Raw genomic sequence first — 19,470 nt, forward strand, 5'->3', positions numbered from 1 at the left:
CTATACTGCCCAGCCCGTTCCCACCCCGGAGTCCGTCTTGTCCTCTCCGTCGCCAGCCCCCGTCACTCCCGAACTCGTGCGTCTGCGTGCGCATGCCCGCGACAAGGACGATGCCATCGCGCAGGCCGCCCAGTTGCTGGTCGCCGCCGGCTGCGTGGCGCCGGGCTACGACGCCAGCATGCGGCGCCGCGAAGGCCTGGCCAACACCTTCCTGGGCCATGGCCTGGCGATCCCGCACGGCGTTGGCGAAGACCGCCACCTGGTGCGCCGCGACGGCATCGCGGTGCTGCAGTTGCCCGAGGGCGTGGAGTGGAACCCGGGCCAGACCACCCGGCTGGTGGTCGGCATCGCCGCCCAGTCCGACACCCACATCACCTTGCTGCGCCGGCTGACCCGCCTGATCCAGGACCCGGCCCAGCTGGAAGCGCTGTTCACCACCGACGACCCCGGCGTGATCGTGGCCGCCCTCACCGGCGACCGTGCGCCCGACACCAGCGCCGCACCGGCCAACGACCTGGCCGAATCCTTCGCGTGGACCATCGCCTACCCCAGCGGCCTGCACGCCCGCCCGGCCACCCGCTGGGCCGAGACCGCGCGCGGTTTTTCGGCGCGCGCGCAGGTGCGCGCCGGCGACCAGGCCGCCGATGCCAAGAGCCTGGTCGGCCTGCTGCAGCTGGGCCTGCGTGCCGGCGACAGCATCACCGTCTCGGCCGAAGGCAACGATGCCGCCGCGCTGCTCAAGCGCCTGCGCGCGGTGATGGACAGCCTGACCGCGCAGGAAAAGGCCGATGCCGAACGCGCCGCGCAACGCCGCGCCGCGCCGGTGGTCGGCTGGACGCCGCCGCAGGCACAGCCGGCCATCGTCGGCATCGGCGCCAGCCCGGGCGTGGCGATCGGCATCGTGCACCGGCTGCGTGCGGCGCAAACCGAAGTGGCCGATCAACCGGTCGGCCTGGGCGATGGCGGCGCGCTGCTGCACGACGCGCTGACCCGCACCCGCCAGCAGCTGGCGGCGATCCAGGACGACACCCAACGCCGGCTCGGTGCCTCGGACGCGGCGATCTTCAAGGCCCAGGCCGAGCTGCTCAACGACACCGACCTGATCACCCGCACCTGCCAGCTGATGGTCGAAGGCCACGGCGTGGCGTGGTCGTGGCATCAGGCGGTGGAACAGATCGCCTCGGGCCTGGCCGCACTCGGCAACCCGGTGCTGGCCGGCCGTGCGGCCGACCTGCGCGATGTCGGCCGCCGCGTGCTGGCCCAGCTCGACCCGGCCGCCGCCGGCGCCGGCCTGACCGACCTGCCGGAGCAGCCCTGCATCCTGCTGGCCGGCGATCTGTCGCCGTCGGACACCGCCAACCTGGACACCACGCGCGTGCTCGGCCTGGCCACTGCACAAGGCGGGCCGACCTCGCACACCGCGATCCTGTCGCGCACGCTCGGCCTGCCGGCGCTGGTCGCGGCCGGCGGCCAGTTGCTGGAGATCGAAGACGGCGTCACCGCCATCATCGATGGCAGCAGCGGGCGGCTGTACATCAACCCGTCCGCGCTGGACCTGGATGCGGCGCGCACGCATATCGCCGAGCAGCTGGCGATCCGCGAGCGCGAGGCCGCCCAGCGCGCCTTGCCGGCCGAAACCACCGACGGCCACCACATCGACATCGGCGCCAACGTCAACCTGCCCGATCAAGTGGCGATGGCGTTGACCCAGGGCGCCGAAGGCGTCGGCCTGATGCGCACCGAATTCCTGTTCCTGGAAAGCGGCACCACCCCCAGCGAAGACGAGCAGTACCAGACCTACCTGGCGATGGCGCAGGCGCTGGAGGGCCGCCCGCTGATCGTGCGTGCGCTGGACATCGGCGGCGACAAGCAGGTGGCGCATCTGGAGCTGCCGCACGAGGAAAACCCGTTCCTGGGCGTGCGCGGCGCGCGCCTGCTGCTGCGTCGCCCGGACCTGCTGGAACCGCAGTTGCGTGCGCTGTACCGCGCCGCCAGGGACGGGGCGCGGCTGTCGATCATGTTCCCGATGATCACCTCGGTGCCGGAGCTGATCAGCCTGCGCGCGATCTGTGCGCGCCTCCGCGCCGAACTCGACGCGCCCGAAGTGCCGATCGGCATCATGATCGAGGTGCCCGCCGCCGCCGCGCAGGCCGACGTGCTGGCGCGCCATGCGGACTTCTTCTCGATCGGCACCAACGATTTGACCCAGTACGTGCTGGCGATCGACCGCCAGAACCCGGAGCTGGCCGCCGAGGCCGACAGCCTGCACCCGGCGGTGCTGCGCATGATCCGCAGCACCATCGAGGGTGCGCGCAAACACGAGCGCTGGGTCGGGGTGTGCGGCGGCCTGGCCGGCGATCCGTTCGGCGCCAGCCTGCTGGCCGGCCTGGGCGTGCAGGAACTGTCGATGACGCCCAACGACATCCCGGCGGTCAAGGCGCGCCTGCGCGGTACCGCGCTGAGCGCGCTGCAGCAGTTGGCCGAGCAGGCATTGAACTGCGAAACCGCAGAGCAGGTGCGCGCGCTCGAAGCAACGCGCGAGGGCCAGGCATGAGCCTGCACGCCATCACGGTGACGCTGAACCCGGCGATCGACCAGACCATCCAGCTCGACAGCCTGCAGCCGGGCGCGGTGCATCGCGCCAGCAGCGTGCGCAACGATGCCGGCGGCAAGGGCATCAACGTGGCCGCCTGCCTGGCCGACTGGGGCAGCCAGGTCGCCGCGCTGGGCGTGCTCGGGGTCGGCAATGCCGGCGTGTTCGAGGCGCTGTTCCGCGAGCGCGGCATCACCGATCACTGCCAGCGCGTGGCCGGCGAAACCCGCACCAACCTCAAGCTGGTCGAAGCGCGCAGCAACGACACCACCGACATCAACCTGCCCGGCCTGCGCCTGGGCCAGCCGCACCTGCAGGGCGTGGCCGACCACCTCGCCCCGCTGCTGCGGCCCGGCCTGCCGGTGGTGCTGTCGGGCAGCCTGCCGGCCGGCCTGCCGGACGACAGCTGGGCGCAGTTGCAGGCCCAGGCCGGCGCCGCCGGCGCACGCGTACTGCTGGACACCAGTGGCGCGCCGCTGGTGGCCGCACTCGGCGCCACACGCCAGGCGCTGCCGTACGCGGTCAAGCCGAACCGGCACGAACTGGAAGCCTGGACCGGCCGCCCGTTGGCCGACCGCGCCGCGCTCAGCGCCGCCGCGCACGAACTGATCGCCCGCGGCATCCAGCTGGTGGTCATTTCGATGGGCACCGAGGGCGCCCTGTTCGTGCAGCGCGACCAGCGCCTGATCGCGCGTCCGCCGCGGCTGGCGCAGGGCAGCAGCGTGGGCGCCGGCGACGCGATGGTGGCCGGCCTGGCCGCCGCGTTGCTCGACGACTCCACCGACCTGGAACAGTGCGCGCGGCTGGCGACGGCGTTCTCGGTCAGCCGGCTGGAAAGCGGCGATGCGCGCCGGCTGAACCCGCAGCAGGTACGCAAGCTCGCCGGCGAGGTCGTCATCGACCAGCGCTCCTAGCAAGGCCGGCGGCGCGCCCGGTGGGAGCACCACCGCAGCGTGCACGGGTCTTGCGCAAGACACCACGTATCCCGCCGGCGCTCGCCGGCGACCGAACAACGCAGGAGATTTGCATGTCCTCTTCCATCGTGGTCATCGCCGCTGGCGACCGCAGCACCGAAGCCGTCCTGGCGGCCGAAGCGCTGCGCCGCGCGGCCACCGCCGCCGGGCGCAGCGTGACGATCGAAATCCGCAGCGACCAGGGCGTGCTCGGCGCACTGCCGGACGACCTGGCCAGCGGCGCCACCCAGGTGCTGGTGATCGGCGATGCCGATGCAGACACCGCCCGTTTCGGCGATGCGCAGCTGCTACGCCTGAGCCTGGGCGCGGTGCTGGACGACCCGGCCGCTGCGGTGAACCAGCTGGCCGCGCCGGCCGCCGCAAACGCGTCGGCTACTGCAAGCCCATCGGCTGCCGCAGGCAGCGCCAGCACTGGCAGCAAGCACATCGTCGCGATCACCTCCTGCCCCACCGGCATCGCGCACACCTTCATGGCCGCCGAAGGCCTGCAGCAGGCCGCGAAGAAACTCGGTCACCAGATCCGCGTGGAAACCCAGGGCTCGGTCGGCGCTCAGGACGCACTGACCGACGAGGAAATCCGCGCGGCCGATGTGGTCATCATCGCCGCCGATCGCGAAGTGGACCTGGCCCGTTTCGCCGGCAAGCGCGTGCTCAAGAGCGGCACCAAGCCGGCCATCAACGACGGCCCGGCCCTGATCAACAAGGCGCTGGCCGAAGCCGGCGTGCACGGCGGCGCGGCACCGGCCACCGGCACCGCCGCCAGCACGACCGCAAGCAAGGGCAACGGCCGCACCGGCGCCTACAAGCACCTGATGACCGGCGTGTCGTTCATGCTGCCCTTCGTCACCGCCGGCGGCCTGCTGATCGCGCTGGCATTCGCGCTCGGTGGCATCTATGCCGGCGACGATGCGCACCAGGGCACGCTGGCCTGGTCGCTGTTCCAGATCGGCGCCAAGGCCGGCTTCACCCTGATGGTGCCCGCGCTGGCCGGCTATATCGCCTACTCCATCGCCGACCGCCCCGGCATCGCGCCGGGCATGATCGGCGGGCTGGTCGCGGCCAACCTCAATGCCGGCTTCCTCGGCGGCATCATCGCGGGCTTCATCGCCGGCTACGGCGTGGCCGCGCTCAACCGCTACATCCGCCTGCCGCGCAACCTGGAAGGGCTCAAGCCGGTACTGATCCTGCCGGTGCTGGGCACGCTGCTGGTCGGGCTGGCGATGATGTACGTGTTCGGCCAGCCGGTCGCCGACCTGCTGGCCTGGCTCACCGCCTGGCTGCGCGGCATGCAGGGCAGCAGCGCGCTGCTGCTGGGCCTGCTGCTCGGCGGCATGATGGCCTTCGACATGGGCGGGCCGGTCAACAAGGCCGCCTACGCTTTTTCGACTGGCCTGATCGCCAGCCAGGTCTATACCCCGATGGCCGCTGCCATGGTGGCCGGCATGACCCCGCCGCTGGGCATCGCGCTGGCCACCTGGGTGTTCCGCAACCGCTTCACCGTGGAAGAACGCGGATCGGCCACCGCCGCCGGCGTGCTCGGCCTGGCCTTTGTCACCGAAGGTGCCATTCCCTACGCCGCGCGCGACCCGCTGCGCACCATCCCGGCGCTGGTGATCGGCTCGGCCGTGGCCGGCGCGATCTCGATGACCGCCGGTGCCGAGTTGAAGGCGCCGCACGGCGGCATCTTCGTGCTGCTGATCCCCAACGCGGTGACACACCTGCTCAATTACGTGCTGGCCCTGGTGGTCGGCGTGGTGGTCACAGCGGTGGCGCTGCGCCTGCTCAAGAAGCCGGTGGCCGACGTGGTCGCCTGACGGTCGGCCGCCGCGTCACTGCCGATTGCCGCCTCGCGCATTCGACACGCCTGATCGCCGCCCCGCCCGCCCCTGACCGGTTTCACCGCTGCGCTGCGCACCTTCGTGCGCGGCCGGCGGCTTGCCCATCCCCTAGCTGTCGCGTTCGCCACCTCGGCCACGCCCTCTTTGTTCGGAGTCCTGCCATGACCGCCCTCGCCCCCCGCCATGCCCGTCCCCGCCTGCTGTGCCTGTCGCTGGCACTGGCGCTGACCCCGCTCGCCCACGCGCAGGATGCCGCCGACGCCTTCAAGCTCAAGCTGGGTTACACCGGCGAAGCCGCCTCGATGATCGACGGTGGTCGCAAGAGCGGCGACGCCTACGCCGGCCAGCTGATGGTCGGCACCGACGTCGACATGGACCGCCTGTTCGGCTGGGGCGGCGCCACCGTCAAGCTGCACGTCACCAACCGCCATGGCACCAACCTGTCCAACAGCAGCATCGGCAACAGCACTTCGGTGCAGGAAATCTACGGCGGCCAGGGCACGCGCCTGGCCAACTTCACCCTGCTGCAGAAGCTCTTCAACGACCGCCTGGAACTGGAAGCCGGCCGCAGCGTGGCCAACATCCACTTCCTCGGCTCGGACCTGTGCCAGTACTTCCAGGGCAACTCGGCCTGCGGCAACCCCACCTTCGTGTTCCGCACCAGCAACTTCACCTACTGGCCGGTCTCCAGCTGGGCCGCGCACGCCACCGCCTGGGTCACGCCCAAGGTCTATGTGCATGTGGGCGCGTATGAGGTGAACCCGGTGCAGGCCCAGGACGGCCAGCACGGCCTGAAGTGGAGCACCGACGACACCACCGGCGTGGTGGTGCCGTACGCGGTCGGCTACAAGAACAAGGGCGGCGACGGCAGCATGGCCGCGATGTACGAACTCGGCGGCTGGCAGGACAACTCCGACTACACCGACCCGCTGCGCGACCGCAACGGCAACCCGGCCGTGCTCAGCGGCCTGGGCTACGAAAACAAGCAGGGGCGCTCGGGCCTGTTCGGCCGCTTCGAACAACAGGTCACCAATCCGGATCCGTCCGGCACCCGCGGCCTGACCGTGTTCGGCGCCATCCTCAAGAGCACCGGCGGCCAGGCGATCGAGGACCATTTCGTGCAACTGGGCCTGGTGCAGAAAGGCACCTTCGCCAGCCGCCCGCAGGACAACATCGCCTTCGTGATCACCCAGCAGAAGTACAGCGACGAGGCCCTGGAAAACCTGCGCCTGGCGCGCGCCTCCGCCGGCGGCACCGGCACCCCGGCCGACAACCAGATCATGATGGAGCTCAGCTACGGCATCCAGGTCACCAAGCGCCTGCGCATCGCACCGAACCTGCACTACGTGATCAACCCCGACCAGTTCAACGAGCCGACGCGCACCAACGATCTGAAGAACGCGCTGATTGCGGGCATGCGGATCGACTGGAATCTGTGAGTGGGTTGGCGGGTGTGTCCGCGTTGCGTAACCCCGTAGGGGCGTGCCTGCGCGATGAAGCGTTATCGATGCTATGCGGTCGCGCGCAAGTGTGCTCCTGCAACGCTGACGCTAGCGCGAAGCGTCAGCGACATAGACGAACCGTATCAAAGCACAGCGCGCCAACCTGACGGAGACTGACGTACAGATCGCGATCTGCATGCATTTTCGCATGTCCATTACCGCTGCGATCCGGGCAAACGCTCATGGCTCGCCTACACACGAGACGATGGCGCATCCGCCGAACGCTCCACCACGACAAATCCCAAACATCTTCACCATCATCTACAGCTGCGACTTCATGGATAACACCGGAATGTCGTGTGCACTTTAGAGGCAATTCGCAACATGAAAGTGCGCGCTTCCGGCTCCAACCCAAACCGTCTGGCGCTACTGCCCCTCCTGGCCCTGCCCTGTATGGCAACCGCGGCAACCCAGCGCGGTGACGTGATCAGCAGTCGCGTACTGACCACCTTCACCAGCACTCAGATCGCCAAGCAACTGGGCAAACAGCGCGATGCTCCGCCGCCACGCTGCAACGTCAGCGTGGCGGAAATCGTCTACGCCACCGTCGGCGTCCATGACGAGCCCACCACCGCCTCCGCCGCCGTCCTGATCCCCTCCGGCATCAACTGTCCGACGTCGTATCCGTTGCTGGGATGGGGACAGGGCGCGCAGTTGCAGAGGGCCAGCTCACAGGCACAAGGGTTCCGCGCATCGCGCGGCAACCACGAGGTGATCAGCCAATTTGCGGCACAAGGCTATGCGGTCGTGGGCACCGACTATCTGGGTATTGGCAAGTCGGCCTATCCCTTCGCGCCCCATCTTCAAGCTGCCCCTGAAGCCAGCGCCATCGTGGACGCGCTACGCGCCGCGCGTGTCCTGCTTGCACAGCAGCATGCGCCGCTTTCGGGCAAGGTCATGCTCTCCGGTTTTTCCAGTGGTGCCCACGCCGTGATGGCTGCCCAACGCGAGATCGAGCTGCACCTGTCCAGCGAATTCAACCTGGTCGCAAGTGGTCCTATCTCCGGGCCCTATTCCCTCTCCAAGACCGTGCTGAAAAACTGGGGCGGCCCCAAGGCCGAGGGACTCAATACGCTCACGCTCGTACTCAACACCTTTACCTTGATCGGCATGCAGCACACCTACTCCAATCTCTACACGACACCCATGCAGGTGTTTCAGCAGCCATTGGCGAACAAGGTCGAGAGTCTGTTCCCCGGGAAATTCGATGCGATCACGCTTGGGCTCGAACAACTGACCGACGTCAAGGACGTGTTTCAGCCGGAGTTCGCGCGCGATGTCGTCAGCAACGCCAAAAACGCATTCATCAAAGACCTCATGCGCAACGATCTGGTCAATTGGACCCCGCGCACGCCCACCTTGCTGTGCGGGGTGCAGGACGACAATGTGGTGCCATTCAGCGTTGCGCAAGAGTCGCTGGCCGACTTCAAGCGCAATGGCAGCAATCAGGTGAAACTCGTTGCCGTGACATCTGGCGCATTTTTTCCACACGGTGCCAGCAAGGCGCCCTGCATGGCTGCAGTGCGCACCCAGCTGTTGGACAAGCAGCGTTGAACATACCGCGCGTGCAACCTGCGGTTGGAGGAAGGAATGCGCGTCCACGCACGAGCGATGATCCAGTACCGGGCACGCGCAAGCGCGGTCCTTCGGGTCGGGCTTGCTCGGAAATCGAGGAAACGCCCTGGAACGCCAGCGATTGAAGCGACGACACGAAAAAACCGCGCACTGCGCGGTTTTTTCGTGGTTGCACAGCAGTCAGCAAATTAAGGACGGCGCGCCAGCGCCTCCACGTCCTTGGCCTTGGGCAGCAGATCCTGCTTGGTGACGGCAAACGGCCCGATGCTCAGCATCGGCACGGCCACGATCACCGAGGAGATCACCACGATCACCGCACCGATCATGTGCGTCTCGGCCAGGCCTTCCATCGACTCGCCGCCGTAGATGTACAGCGCCAGTGCCGACAGGAAGAACATCACCGCGGTGATCACCGTGCGCGAGAGCGTCTGGTTGATCGAGCGGTTCAGCACTTCCAGCGGCTCCACCCGCAACGCGCGGAAATTCTCGCGCACGCGGTCGAACACCACGATGATGTCGTTGATCGCAAAGCCCATCACCGACAACAGGCCGGCCAGCACGGTCAGGTCGAACTCGCGGCCGGTCAGCGACACGAAGGCCACGGTGACCAGCAGGTCGAACAAGGCGGTCAGGCTGGCGACCACCGCGAACTTCCACTCGAAGCGGAAGGCGATGTAGATCAGAAAGCCCACCAGCATGAACACCGTGGCGTACACGCCGTTCAAGGCCAGGTCCTTGCCGACCTGCGGGCCGACGAATTCGCCCGGCTGCACGGTGGCAGGGTTCTGCGCGGTGCTGACGGCCTTGCGCACTTCTTCGGCCACGCTGCTGGCGGCATCGTCGCGGTTGTTGTGCTGCTCGCGCGCCTGCAGGCGGATCATCACTTCGTTGCCGCCGCGTGCGTTCTGCACCTGGGCGTTCTCGAAGCCGGCCTTGGCCAGCTGCTCGCGCACCTGGTCCACGTCCACGGTCTTCTGGAACGAGGTCTGCACCAGCGTGCCGCCGGTGAATTCCAGCGCGTAGTTGAAGCCCTTGCCGACGATGACGCCGACCGAGGCCACCGCGATCACCAGCATCAGGAGCAGCACCGGCTTGCGCAGGCGCATGAAGTCGATCTTGGTGTCGTTGGGAATGAGATGGAGCGGGAACAATTTCATGGAAAAGATCTTCCGTTTAGACGTTGCGCACCCTCAAGGCGCGCAACGCTTGCGAAGGGATTCATCGCCCGCCCCTGCAGCGCGCTGCAGGGACGAGGCCGGGCTCGCATCTCAGATGGCGACGGTCTTCAGCTTCTTGCGGCGGCCATAGATCAGCACCGCCAGCGCACGCGACACGGTGATCGCGGTGAACATCGAGGCGAAGATACCGATCATCATGGTCAGCGCGAAGCCCTTCAACGGGCCGGTGCCGAACGCGTACAGGGCCACCGCCACGATCAGGCCGGTGAGGTTGGCGTCCAGGATGGTGCCGCCGGCCTTTTCGTAACCGGCAGCAATCGCCGATTTGGCCGGCACGCCCAGGCGCAGCTCCTCGCGGATACGCTCGTTGATCAGCACGTTGGCGTCCACCGACAGGCCCACCGACAGCGCCAGGCCGGCAAAGCCCGGCAGCGTCATGGTGGCACCGAACAAGGACATCACCGCCACCACGATCAGCAGGTTGAACAGCAGCGCCACCGAGGTGATCGCGCCGAACACGCGGTAGTAGATGGTGAAGAACACCAGCGTGAACAGGAACGAGTAGATCACTGCGGTAACACCGCGCTCCACGTTCTCCGCGCCCAGGCTCGGGCCGATCACGTATTCCTCGACAAAATCCATCGGCGCGGCCAGCGAGCCGGATTTCAGCAGCTTGGCCAGGTTTTCGGCCTCGGTCTTTTCCAGCCCGGTGGTCTGGAAGTTCTTGCCGAACACGCCGGCAATGCGGGTCGGCGACAAGGCTTCTTCCTTGACCCGCACGCTGCGCACTTCCTTGCCGTCGACCATGGTCACGGTGGGGATGCGCTCGATGTAGACCACCGACATCAGCTTGCCGACGTTGGCGCTGGTGTAGTCGAGCATGCGCTGGCCGGCGACGTTGTTGAGCGTCACCGCCACCGCCGGCATGCCGTTCTGGTCGGTACTGACGCTGGCGCTGACCATCTGGTCGCCGGTCACCAACGCGCGCTTGTTGAGCAGCACCGGTGCGCCGGTATCGCGCACGCGGTAGACCTTGGCTTCGGGCGGGATGCTGCCGCTGCGCACGGCGTCTTCGGCATTGCCTTCGACCACCGCGCGGAATTCCAGCGAGGCGGTGGCACCGATCAGGCGCTTGGCCTCGGCGGTGTCCTGCAGGCCGGGCAGTTCGACCACGATGCGGTCTTCGCCCTGGCGCTGGATGGTCGGTTCGGACACGCCCAGCGCGTTGACACGGTTGCGCAAGGTGGTGAGGTTCTGCTCGATCGCGCCGCTGGCGATCTGCTTGAGTTCGGCCTCGGGCACCTTCACCGAGATGTTCTGGCCGCTGATGTCGTAGGTCAGCGTCGGCTGCGACTTGGCCAGCGCGGTGCGCGCGGCGTCGGCGCTGGCGCCTTCGCTCAGGCTGACCTGGATGCTGTTGTCGCCGCGACGCTCGACCGAGCGATAGGCGATACGGCCGTCGCGCAGCGTGGTGCGGATGTCTTCGGCAAAGCCGTCCAGGCGCTTTTCCAGCGCGGCCTTCTGGTCCACCTGCATGGCGAAGTGCACGCCGCCGACCAGGTCCAGGCCCAGCACCATCGGGCGGCCGCCCAGCTTGGCCAGCCAGTCCGGCACGGTCGAGGCCAGGTTCAGCGCCACCGTGTAGTTCTCGCCCAGTTGCTGGCGCAGCACGTCGTTGGCGCGGGTCTGTGCCTGCAGGCTGGGCAGGCGCACCATCAGGCTGTCGCCCTCCCGGGTGACGGCCTTGGGCGTGATGCCGGCGGCCTTGAGGTCGGCGTCGATGCGGCTGCGCAAGGCGTCGTCCAGCTGGGCACCGCGGCTGGCGGTGATCTGCACGGACGGGTCCTTCTGGTAGATGTTGGGCAACGCGTACAACGCGCTGACCGCCAGCACCAGCAGGATCAGGAAATACTTCCAGCGAGGAAATTCGAGCATTGCGACAGTCCCGCGCGACACCATCCCGGCGACGCGCCTAGCAGTGAAAACGACGTCCAGCGGCCAATACAACGTCGCCGGCGGTCGTCAGGTGGATGCGGCGGCGCGCGCGGGCCGGAGCGGAGCGCGCCGGTCCCAGGCACCGCTGCGCCCACCTGACAGTGGGCGCAGCGGTTTGGCTTGCCGCTTAGTTGGCAGACTTCAGCGTGCCCTTGGGCAGCACGTGGCCCACGGCACTCTTCTGCACGCGGATGCGCACGTTATCGGCCACTTCCACGGTGATGAAGTTGTCGCCGATGTCGGTGATCACGCCCGCCACGCCGCCGGAGGTGATGACTTCGTCACCGCGCGCCAGCTTGTCCAGCAGCGACTTGTGCTCCTTCTGGCGCTTCATCTGCGGGCGGATCATCAGGAAGTACATGACCGCGATCAGGATGATCGGCAACGCGAAGGTGGACAGGCCGCCCATCGGGCCGGGCGCCGGCGCGCCGCCGGTGGCCTGCGCCTGGGCGACGGGGATCAGGAAATCGAGCAGATTCATTCAGTGCGTCCTAGTTTTGGTGCCAGCGCGCCAACCGGCCCGCTCGCTATTCAGGTACCGCCGGAGCGGAACAGCCAGGAATTATGCCATGCAGGTTCCCAACCGTCCGCGCAAGGGCGCCGACGGCCGGTTTCAGCTGGTTTCCCCCGGCAACGGCGGCGTGATGGCGCCGCGTGCCGCATAGAAGGACCGCCGGAACTGCACAAAGGTTCCCGCCGCGATCGCCGCACGCAGGTCGGCCATCAATTTCTCGTAGTACCAGAGGTTGTGCAGGGTGCCCAGCATCGGCGCCAGCATCTCGTTGCAGCGGTCCAGGTGGCGCAGATACGAACGCGTGTAGCCGCTGCTGCAGGCATGGCAGCCGCAGCCCGGCTCGATGGTGTCCAGGTCGCGCTCGTACCTGGCGTTGCGGATGCGCACGGTGCCGAAGGAGGTGAAGTAATGCCCGTTGCGCGCATTGCGGGTGGGCATCACGCAGTCGAACATGTCCACGCCACGCGCCACGCCTTCAACCAGATCCTCCGGGCGGCCCACGCCCATCAGATAGCGCGGGCGCTCGGCCGGCAGGCGCGGATGCAGGTGTTCCAGCATCGCGTTGCGCTCATGCTCCGGCTCGCCCACCGCCAGCCCGCCGATCGCGTAGCCGTCGAACCCGATGCCCTGCAGACCGTCCAGCGAGCGGCTGCGCAGGTCCGGATGCACCCCGCCCTGCACGATGCCGAACAGCGCCGCGTCGTTGCCCAGCCCGTCGTGCGCATCGCGCGAGCGCTGCGCCCAGCGCAGGCTCAGCTCCATCGAGCGCCGCGCCACCTCCTCGGTGGCCGGGTACGGCGTGCATTCGTCGAAGATCATCACGATGTCCGAATCGAGCACCTTCTGGATCTGCATGCTCTCTTCCGGGCCCAGGAATACTCGCGCGCCGTCGGTGGGCGAGGCGAAGGTGACGCCCTGCTCGGTGATCTTGCGGCGATGCGCCAGCGAAAACACCTGGAAGCCACCCGAATCGGTGAGGATCGGCCCATCCCAGCGCGCGAACCCGTGCAGCCCGCCGTGATCGCCGATCACCTCCAGGCCCGGCCGCAGATACAGATGGAAGGTATTGCCCAGGATGATCTCCGCACCCAGCGCGCGGATCTGCTCGGGCAGGATGCCCTTGACCGAGCCGTATGTGCCCACCGGCATGAACGCCGGCGTCTCGACGGTGCCGCGCGGAAAGGTCAGGCGGCCACGGCGGGCGTGGCCGTCGGTGGCTTGGAGCTGGAACTGGAGTCGGGACATTGAAAGGCCGGGATTGGAAATTGGGGATTCGGGATTGGCAAAAGCGGGAAGGCGGTGAGCGGAGGGCCGTTACGAATCCCCACTCCCGACTCCCCAATCCCTGCTCCACAGCAACATCGCATCGCCGTAGGAAAAGAAGCGATAACGCTGTTCGATGGCGTGGTGATAGGCGGCGAAGATGCGCTCGCGGCCAGCGAAGGCCGAGACCATCATCATCAGGGTGCTTTCGGGCAGATGGAAGTTGGTGACCATCGCATCGACGCTGCGGATGCGGTAGCCGGGCAGGATGAAGATCTGGGTTTCGCCGGCAAACGGCAGCAACTCGCCCTCGGGCGCGGCCTCGGTGATGCGCCAGGCGCTTTCCAGCGAGCGCACCACGGTGGTGCCCACAGCGATGACGCGGCCGCCACGGGCGCGCGTGCGGCGCACCTGCTCGACCAGCGCGGCGCCGACGTTGAGCCACTCGGTGTGCATCACGTGCTGCTCGAGGCTGTCCACCCGCACCGGCTGGAAGGTGCCGGCACCCACGTGCAGGGTGACATGGCCGAACTCCACACCGCGCTCGCGCAGCCGTGCCAGCAACGCCTCGTCGAAATGCAGGCCGGCGGTGGGCGCGGCCACCGCGCCGACTTCGCGCGCGAACACGGTCTGGTAGCGCTCGCGGTCTTCCACTCCCGGCTCGCGCCGGATGTACGGCGGCAGCGGCAGGCGCCCGGCTTCCAGCAGCCAGTGCTCCAGCGGCGTGGGGATCTCGAAGCGCAGCAGGTAAAACTCGCCGTCGCGGCCCAGCACCTCGGCCTGGCCGCCGGCATCCAGCGCGATCCAACTGCCTGCCTTGGGCGATTTGCTGGCGCCGATCTGCACCCGCGCCTGCCGCTCGCCCAGCAGGCGCTCGATCAGGATCTCCACCCGCCCGCCGCTGGCCTTCTGCCCGAACAGCCGTGCCGGGATCACCCGGGTATCGTTGAAGATCAGCAGATCGCCCGGCTGCAGCAACTCGGGCAGATCCCGCACCTGGCGGTCGACCAGCGCCTGCGGCGACGGCGGCACCACCAGCAGGCGGCTGGCCGCGCGCTCGGCCAACGGCGCCTGGGCGATCAGCTCGTCGGGTAGGTCGTAATGGAAATCGGACTTCTTCAAGGCGTGGCGGTACAGCGGTTTGGGGGCGCTAGTTTAGCGGGACATGCTGAGGCAGGTTTGGCGGGCTTTTCCTCCCAGCAAACAAGACCTGCGGAGGTAGCAGATCCTTCTCCCGCCGGGAGAAGGTGGCGCGCAGCGCCGGATGAGGGTACGAGCGAAGCCTCATGGAGTTGAAATGACACATGGGCTTCGCCCCGTACCCTCACCCCAACCCCTCTCCCGGGGGGAGAGGGGCTTTGCTAGCTCCCGAATCATGGCTCTTACGATTCCCAATTCACGATTTCCGATTTCCGATTTCCGCCCCTCACCGCTCGAACTTCGTTGACAGAATGATCGACGTGGTCGTGCGCTCCACGCCGTCGATCGCGCCGATGGCGTCGGTGAGCACGTCCATCTCGTTGACGCCGCCGACCACGCCCAGGGCGATCAGGTCGTAGGCGCCGCTGACCGAGTGCAGCAGGCGCACCTGCGGGATGTCGCGCAGCGCCTTGACCACGGCAGGCATCTTCTTGGGCAGCACGGTGATCAGGATGTGCGCGCGGATGCGGCCCTGTTCGTAGGCGTCGTGGGTGCGCACGGTATAGCCGCTGATCACCCCGTCGCGCTCGAGTTTGTCGATCCGGCTCTGCACGGTGGTGCGCGACAGCCCGAGCCGGCGCGCAATCTGCGCGGTGGAGGCGCGCGCGTCCTCGCGCAACAGCGACAGCAGGCGTTCGTCGGAGGGAGTGATTTTCACTTTTGCCCAAATGGTTCGGCGATTCGACGAAAATACCCGACTTCCTGCCCGGATTCACGCTGCCAACCGCCGATCTTCTGCCGATAATAGGAAGGGAACGCCACCTTGCAGGAGATGCGCCATGTCCGTCCTCGCCCCGCTCGCCCCGCTGCGTACCCACGCCGGCCGCCGCCTGACCGATGGCCTGGACGATGCCAGCATCGCGCGTCTGGCCGCCACGCACCCGGATCTCGCACACGCCATCGACGCGGCGGCCGCCGAGTACGCGCAGGTGCGCGCGGAGGCCGCCGACCTGCTGGAGCTGGACGAAGACGCCCAGATCGGCGCGGTGCAGGACGGCTTCATCAATTTCTACGCCGACGATGCGGTGACCCCGTACGTGGCGCTGGCCGCGCGCGGCCCCTGGGTGATCACGCTCAAGGGCGCGGTGCTGTACGACGCCGGCGGCTACGGCATGCTCGGCTTCGGCCACACCCCCGCGCCGGTGCTGGAGGCGATGGCGCGTCCGCAGGTGATGGCCAACGTGATGACGCCGAGCCTGGCGCAGCGCCGGCTCGACCGCGCCCTACGCGCCGAGATCGGCCATACCCGTGGCGGCTGTCCGTTTGCACGCTTCATGTGTCTCAACTCGGGCTCCGAAGCGGTCGGCCTGGCTGCACGTATCGTCGATACCAACGCCAAGCTGCACACCGACCCGGGCGCGCGCCATGCCGGGGCCAGCATCAAGCGCCTGGTGGTCAAGGGCAGCTTCCATGGCCGCACCGATCGGCCGGGCCTGTACTCCGATTCCAGCCGCAAGACCTATACCAAGTACCTGGCCAGCTACCGCGACGAAGACTCGGTGATCGCGATCGCGCCGTACGACGTGGCGGCGCTGCAGCATGCCTTCGACGAGGCCGCGCGCAATCATTGGTTCATCGAGGCGGTGTTCCTGGAGCCGGTGATGGGCGAAGGCGACCCGGGCCGCGCACTGCCGGCCGAGTTCTACGCCGCCGCGCGCGAGCTGACCCGCCTGCACGGCAGCCTGCTGCTGGTGGATTCGATCCAGGCCGGCCTGCGCGCGCACGGCGTGCTGTCGGTGGTGGACTACCCCGGTTTCGAGCAGCTCGACCCGCCGGATCTGGAAACCTATTCCAAGGCGCTCAATGCCGCGCAATACCCGCTGTCGGTGCTGGCGGTGACCGAACACGCCGCGCAGGTGTACCGCAAGGGCACCTACGGCAACACCATGACCACCAATCCGCGTGCGCTGGATGTCGCCTGCGCCACGCTGGCGTTGTTCACCCCGCAGGTGCGCGACAACATCCGCACCCGCGGCGCGCAGGCGATCGCCAAGCTGCAGGCACTGCAGTCTGCGCTGGGCGGCCTGATCACCAAGGTGCAGGGCACCGGGCTGCTGTTCTCCTGCGAGCTGGCGCCGCAGTTCAAGTGCTATGGCGCCGGCTCCACCGAGGAATGGCTGCGCCACCGCGGCGTCAACGTGATCCATGGCGGCGAGAATTCGCTGCGCTTCACTCCGCACTTTGCGATGGACGAAGACGAGCTGGACCTGTTGGTCGGATTGATCGGGCGTGCGCTGAAGGAAGGCCCGCGCCAGAGCCAGGCCCAGGCGGCCTGAGACCACATCGGCAACCCTGGGCGGGCAGCCCTCGGGCGCTAGCCGACAGCCCGCGGGAACGGCACTGCCCGAGCGATGCGCGCCGGATGCGCGCACCGGCCGCGCCTGTCGCGCCTGTCGCGCGGTGAGCGCGGCGATTCTGCGGGCTGCCTGACACCAGGGCGACGCAGGTAGCGGCTACGCGTTGCCGGGCGGACATGCGAGACGCCCGGCGCCCAACGCGCGCCCACGGGCGTCACGCGCTGCGGTCCGACGGCCGCACCCGTCCCGCTCAGATCGGCACGGCGCTCAGCTTGCGACGCAGGTAATTGGTCACCGCCCGGCGTGGCGACTTGCCGCGCCAGGACGCCCAGCACAGATGCGAACCCACCGCGACCGCGCCGCCACGGTGGCCGAGCCCGAACCAGGTGCGATCCGGGTGGAACGCATCGCGCGCCGGAAATACGATGCCGGCAAACTCGCCGGCATGTGCGTTGTAGAAACGCGTCAGGCCGCGCGGGCCGGAAATCATCGGAATCTGCCGATGGTCCTCCAGCGTCTCGGGCGCATGCATGGTGAAGATGTGCTCGATGAAGGCGCGCCAGAACGGATGCCCTGCCTCCGAGCCGAGCACCGCATTGCCGATCTTGAACTGCTCGTTGCCGGGCGCGCCTTCTTCGATCGGCAACACGCATTGCTGCGCCAGCACGTCCGCGCCAAGCGTGCGCAGCAGCTTGTAGTCGGTGTCGAAATAGAACCCGCCATAGGTATGCATGTAGGCGCAGCGGGCGATGTCGGCCTTCATCACACCGAAGCGGATCGCTTCGTAGCGGTCGGCCAGTTCCGGAAAGGCGCGACGCATCAACGCGGAGTTGTCGGCGTCGTCCCAGACATGGCTGGTCCAGCCCGGCAGCAGCCGCTGCAGACGGGCCTGGATCTTGCGCTCTTCCCAGAGCAGGTGCTTGGTCGGCGCAGTGAGATGGAACACGTGGGGAATCATGGGCGCTTCTCCGGGGGCTGGGGGAACCAGACCTCCACCGAAGCACCGCACCGAAGCCGGCTACCCGGATGGAGCCCCGGTCAGCCATAACAGTAGTCGCATTATTAGTGTGACGTAATTCACAATTTTAAATGATTACGCCTGCCCCCGATTTGCACAATCAATCCAGAACCGAAGTTCGCTCACAGCCTCGTCATCCGGCACGGCTGGCCTCGCCACGCTGTCGTCATCTCACCTCACTCCCAGCATCGATCGGCGCGTCCCTTCAGGGTTGCGCTGCGCGGGCAATCGCGCGGTGCGATGCGTCCAGCCTCCTGCTCCACCAGCCGCTTGCCGCCATCGCTGCCGCGCTCCAGCTCGAATGCATCGTAGAGACGTCCGGTGGCGGTGCGCGACTCGTAACGCAACTTCTGGTTGTCGATGCGAAGCACCTGGTAGAGCTGGGTGTCCTCGCCGACCGGATGCATGGTCTTGCGCGCCATGTCCGAGAGCCGGTACTGCTTGGGCCCGGCCACCGAGACCACGAACACCGGCGTGGCCTGCCCTGCCGCATCGCCGCGCCGGCCATAGGTGTGGTCGTGGCCCTGCAGCACCAGATCGACCTTGTGGCGGCGGATCACCGGCAGCACCTGCTCGACCAGTGTCTGGTTCTGGCGATCGGCGCGCGGGGAAAAGAACGGCTGATGGATCAGCACGATCGACCACGGGTGCGGGTTGTCGGCCAGCACGCTGTCCAGCCACTGCGCCTGTGCCGGGCCGGTGCCCAGATCCAGGACGGAGGTGCCATCGAGCACGGCGATACGCACGCCCTGATAGTCGAACCAGTAGCTGGTGCGCGCCGTGGCCGACGGCCCGTTGCGCGGCAGGGCGAAGGTCACCGGCCAGTGGTTGCCGAGCGTGCGCGTGGCCTGCGGGGTGTCCTCGCCCTGTTCGTGATACTCGTGATTGCCCGGCGCCGGCGCCACTGCGGTGCCTTCCAGCAACCAGCGCCCGGCGTCGAACCATTCGGCCCATTCGTTGTCGTCCTGGCCGTCCTTGCCGCTGACCAGATCGCCGGCGAACAGCGCCAGCCTGGCGTCCGGTGCCGAGCGCCAGGCCTGGCGGATCACCCGCGAGACCAGGCTGAGGTTCTTGTTCTGGGTGTCCCCGAAGTACAGCAGCGTCAGCGGTGTGTCGGGGCTGGCGGCGGTGCGGAAATGATTCCACGCGCCCCAGGTGCGGTTGCCCTGCACGCGGTAGGCGTACAGCGTGTCCGGCGTCAGCCCGTCGATATCGGCGCGGTGGTGGTGCGAACTGCCGTTTTCGCTGGCCAGCGTGGTGGTGCTGGCACGGATACGGCGCGGCGTACCCACGTCGGGCGAGTCGCCGGCAACCACCAGTTCCAGCCATGGCCGATCGACGCTGGCATCGGTACGCCACGCCACCGCGAAACCGGTCGCCGCCGCCTGCGCGGGCGTGGCGACGATGCGGTCCGGGAAGCCATCGGCAACATAGTGGGTAGAACCCGCCGGCACCTGCGTATTCGGTTCGGCGGCACGCTCGGCGGCCAGCGATCGCGTGCCCGCCATGGCCCCCAGCAACAG

The 19,470-nt window shown here is 67.9% G+C and carries 14 protein-coding genes; 6 read left to right on the forward strand and 8 right to left on the reverse strand.

The features are described from left to right. The first annotated feature begins 37 nt into the window (after nucleotides 1-37). The 5 genes from ptsP (at nucleotide 38) to C0541_RS06565 (ending at nucleotide 8,461) form a co-directional block, all read left to right on the forward strand. A complete protein-coding gene (gene ptsP, locus C0541_RS06540) occupies nucleotides 38-2,554 on the forward strand; it encodes a phosphoenolpyruvate--protein phosphotransferase (protein ID WP_115046825.1) in 2,517 nt (838 codons plus the stop codon). Then, nucleotides 2,551-3,507, forward strand: coding sequence for a 1-phosphofructokinase (gene pfkB, locus C0541_RS06545; RefSeq protein WP_115046827.1), 957 nt, complete (start codon nucleotides 2,551-2,553; stop codon nucleotides 3,505-3,507). The genes ptsP and pfkB overlap by 4 nt, the downstream gene beginning before the upstream one ends. Nucleotides 3,508-3,620: 113 nt before the next feature. After that, entirely contained in the window at nucleotides 3,621-5,381 is a 1,761-nt protein-coding gene (locus C0541_RS06550) for a PTS fructose transporter subunit IIC (protein WP_115046829.1), read from the forward strand. A gap of 185 nt (nucleotides 5,382-5,566) precedes the next feature. Then, entirely contained in the window at nucleotides 5,567-6,844 is a 1,278-nt protein-coding gene (locus C0541_RS06555; protein WP_161959915.1) for a carbohydrate porin, read from the forward strand. Nucleotides 6,845-7,300: 456 nt separating this feature from the next. Next, nucleotides 7,301-8,461: an alpha/beta hydrolase family protein gene (locus tag C0541_RS06565; protein WP_161959960.1), complete on the forward strand. Its 1,161-nt coding sequence runs from the start codon at nucleotides 7,301-7,303 to the stop codon at nucleotides 8,459-8,461. A 209-nt stretch (nucleotides 8,462-8,670) separates the two neighbouring features. Here the strand turns inward: C0541_RS06565 and secF are convergent, their stop codons facing one another. From secF to C0541_RS06595, 6 genes are all read right to left on the reverse strand, one after another. Beyond that, a complete protein-coding gene (secF, locus tag C0541_RS06570; protein WP_115046830.1) occupies nucleotides 8,671-9,639 on the reverse strand; it encodes a protein translocase subunit SecF in 969 nt (322 codons plus the stop codon). Between the two features lie 111 nt (nucleotides 9,640-9,750). After that, the gene (secD, locus tag C0541_RS06575) at nucleotides 9,751-11,595 is read right to left on the reverse strand and encodes a protein translocase subunit SecD (protein WP_161959916.1); all 1,845 of its coding nucleotides are present in this window, start codon (nucleotides 11,593-11,595) and stop codon (nucleotides 9,751-9,753) included. 187 nt (nucleotides 11,596-11,782) lie between these two features. Then, on the reverse strand, nucleotides 11,783-12,136 hold the full coding sequence (gene yajC, locus C0541_RS06580; RefSeq protein WP_016903294.1) for a preprotein translocase subunit YajC: 354 nt from the start codon (nucleotides 12,134-12,136) through the stop codon (nucleotides 11,783-11,785). Between the two features lie 132 nt (nucleotides 12,137-12,268). Next, nucleotides 12,269-13,414, reverse strand: a complete 1,146-nt coding sequence (tgt, locus tag C0541_RS06585) for a tRNA guanosine(34) transglycosylase Tgt (RefSeq protein ID WP_115046834.1) — start codon at nucleotides 13,412-13,414, stop codon at nucleotides 12,269-12,271. A gap of 69 nt (nucleotides 13,415-13,483) precedes the next feature. Beyond that, entirely contained in the window at nucleotides 13,484-14,554 is a 1,071-nt protein-coding gene (gene queA, locus C0541_RS06590; protein ID WP_115046836.1) for a tRNA preQ1(34) S-adenosylmethionine ribosyltransferase-isomerase QueA, read from the reverse strand. A 304-nt stretch (nucleotides 14,555-14,858) separates the two neighbouring features. Continuing rightward, nucleotides 14,859-15,290, reverse strand: coding sequence for an Lrp/AsnC family transcriptional regulator (locus tag C0541_RS06595; RefSeq protein ID WP_104582110.1), 432 nt, complete (start codon nucleotides 15,288-15,290; stop codon nucleotides 14,859-14,861). Nucleotides 15,291-15,411: 121 nt separating this feature from the next. Here C0541_RS06595 and C0541_RS06600 point away from each other — a divergent pair, with 121 nt between their 5' ends. Next, nucleotides 15,412-16,908 (forward strand): aminotransferase class III-fold pyridoxal phosphate-dependent enzyme, encoded by a 1,497-nt coding sequence (locus C0541_RS06600; protein ID WP_115046838.1) that lies wholly within the window; start codon nucleotides 15,412-15,414, stop codon nucleotides 16,906-16,908. A 271-nt stretch (nucleotides 16,909-17,179) separates the two neighbouring features. Here C0541_RS06600 and C0541_RS06605 read toward each other — a convergent pair whose 3' ends face one another. Further along, on the reverse strand, nucleotides 17,180-17,887 hold the full coding sequence (locus tag C0541_RS06605; protein WP_115046840.1) for a glycosyltransferase family 32 protein: 708 nt from the start codon (nucleotides 17,885-17,887) through the stop codon (nucleotides 17,180-17,182). A 236-nt stretch (nucleotides 17,888-18,123) separates the two neighbouring features. Beyond that, nucleotides 18,124-19,455 carry a metallophosphoesterase gene (locus C0541_RS06610; protein ID WP_429001336.1) on the reverse strand — a complete coding sequence of 444 codons (1,332 nt, stop codon included), beginning with the start codon at nucleotides 19,453-19,455 and terminating at the stop codon, nucleotides 18,124-18,126. Nucleotides 19,456-19,470 lie beyond the last annotated feature (15 nt).

This window comes from Xanthomonas arboricola, assembly GCF_003353015.1.
Taxonomy (GTDB): Bacteria; Pseudomonadota; Gammaproteobacteria; order Xanthomonadales; family Xanthomonadaceae; genus Xanthomonas; species Xanthomonas arboricola_E.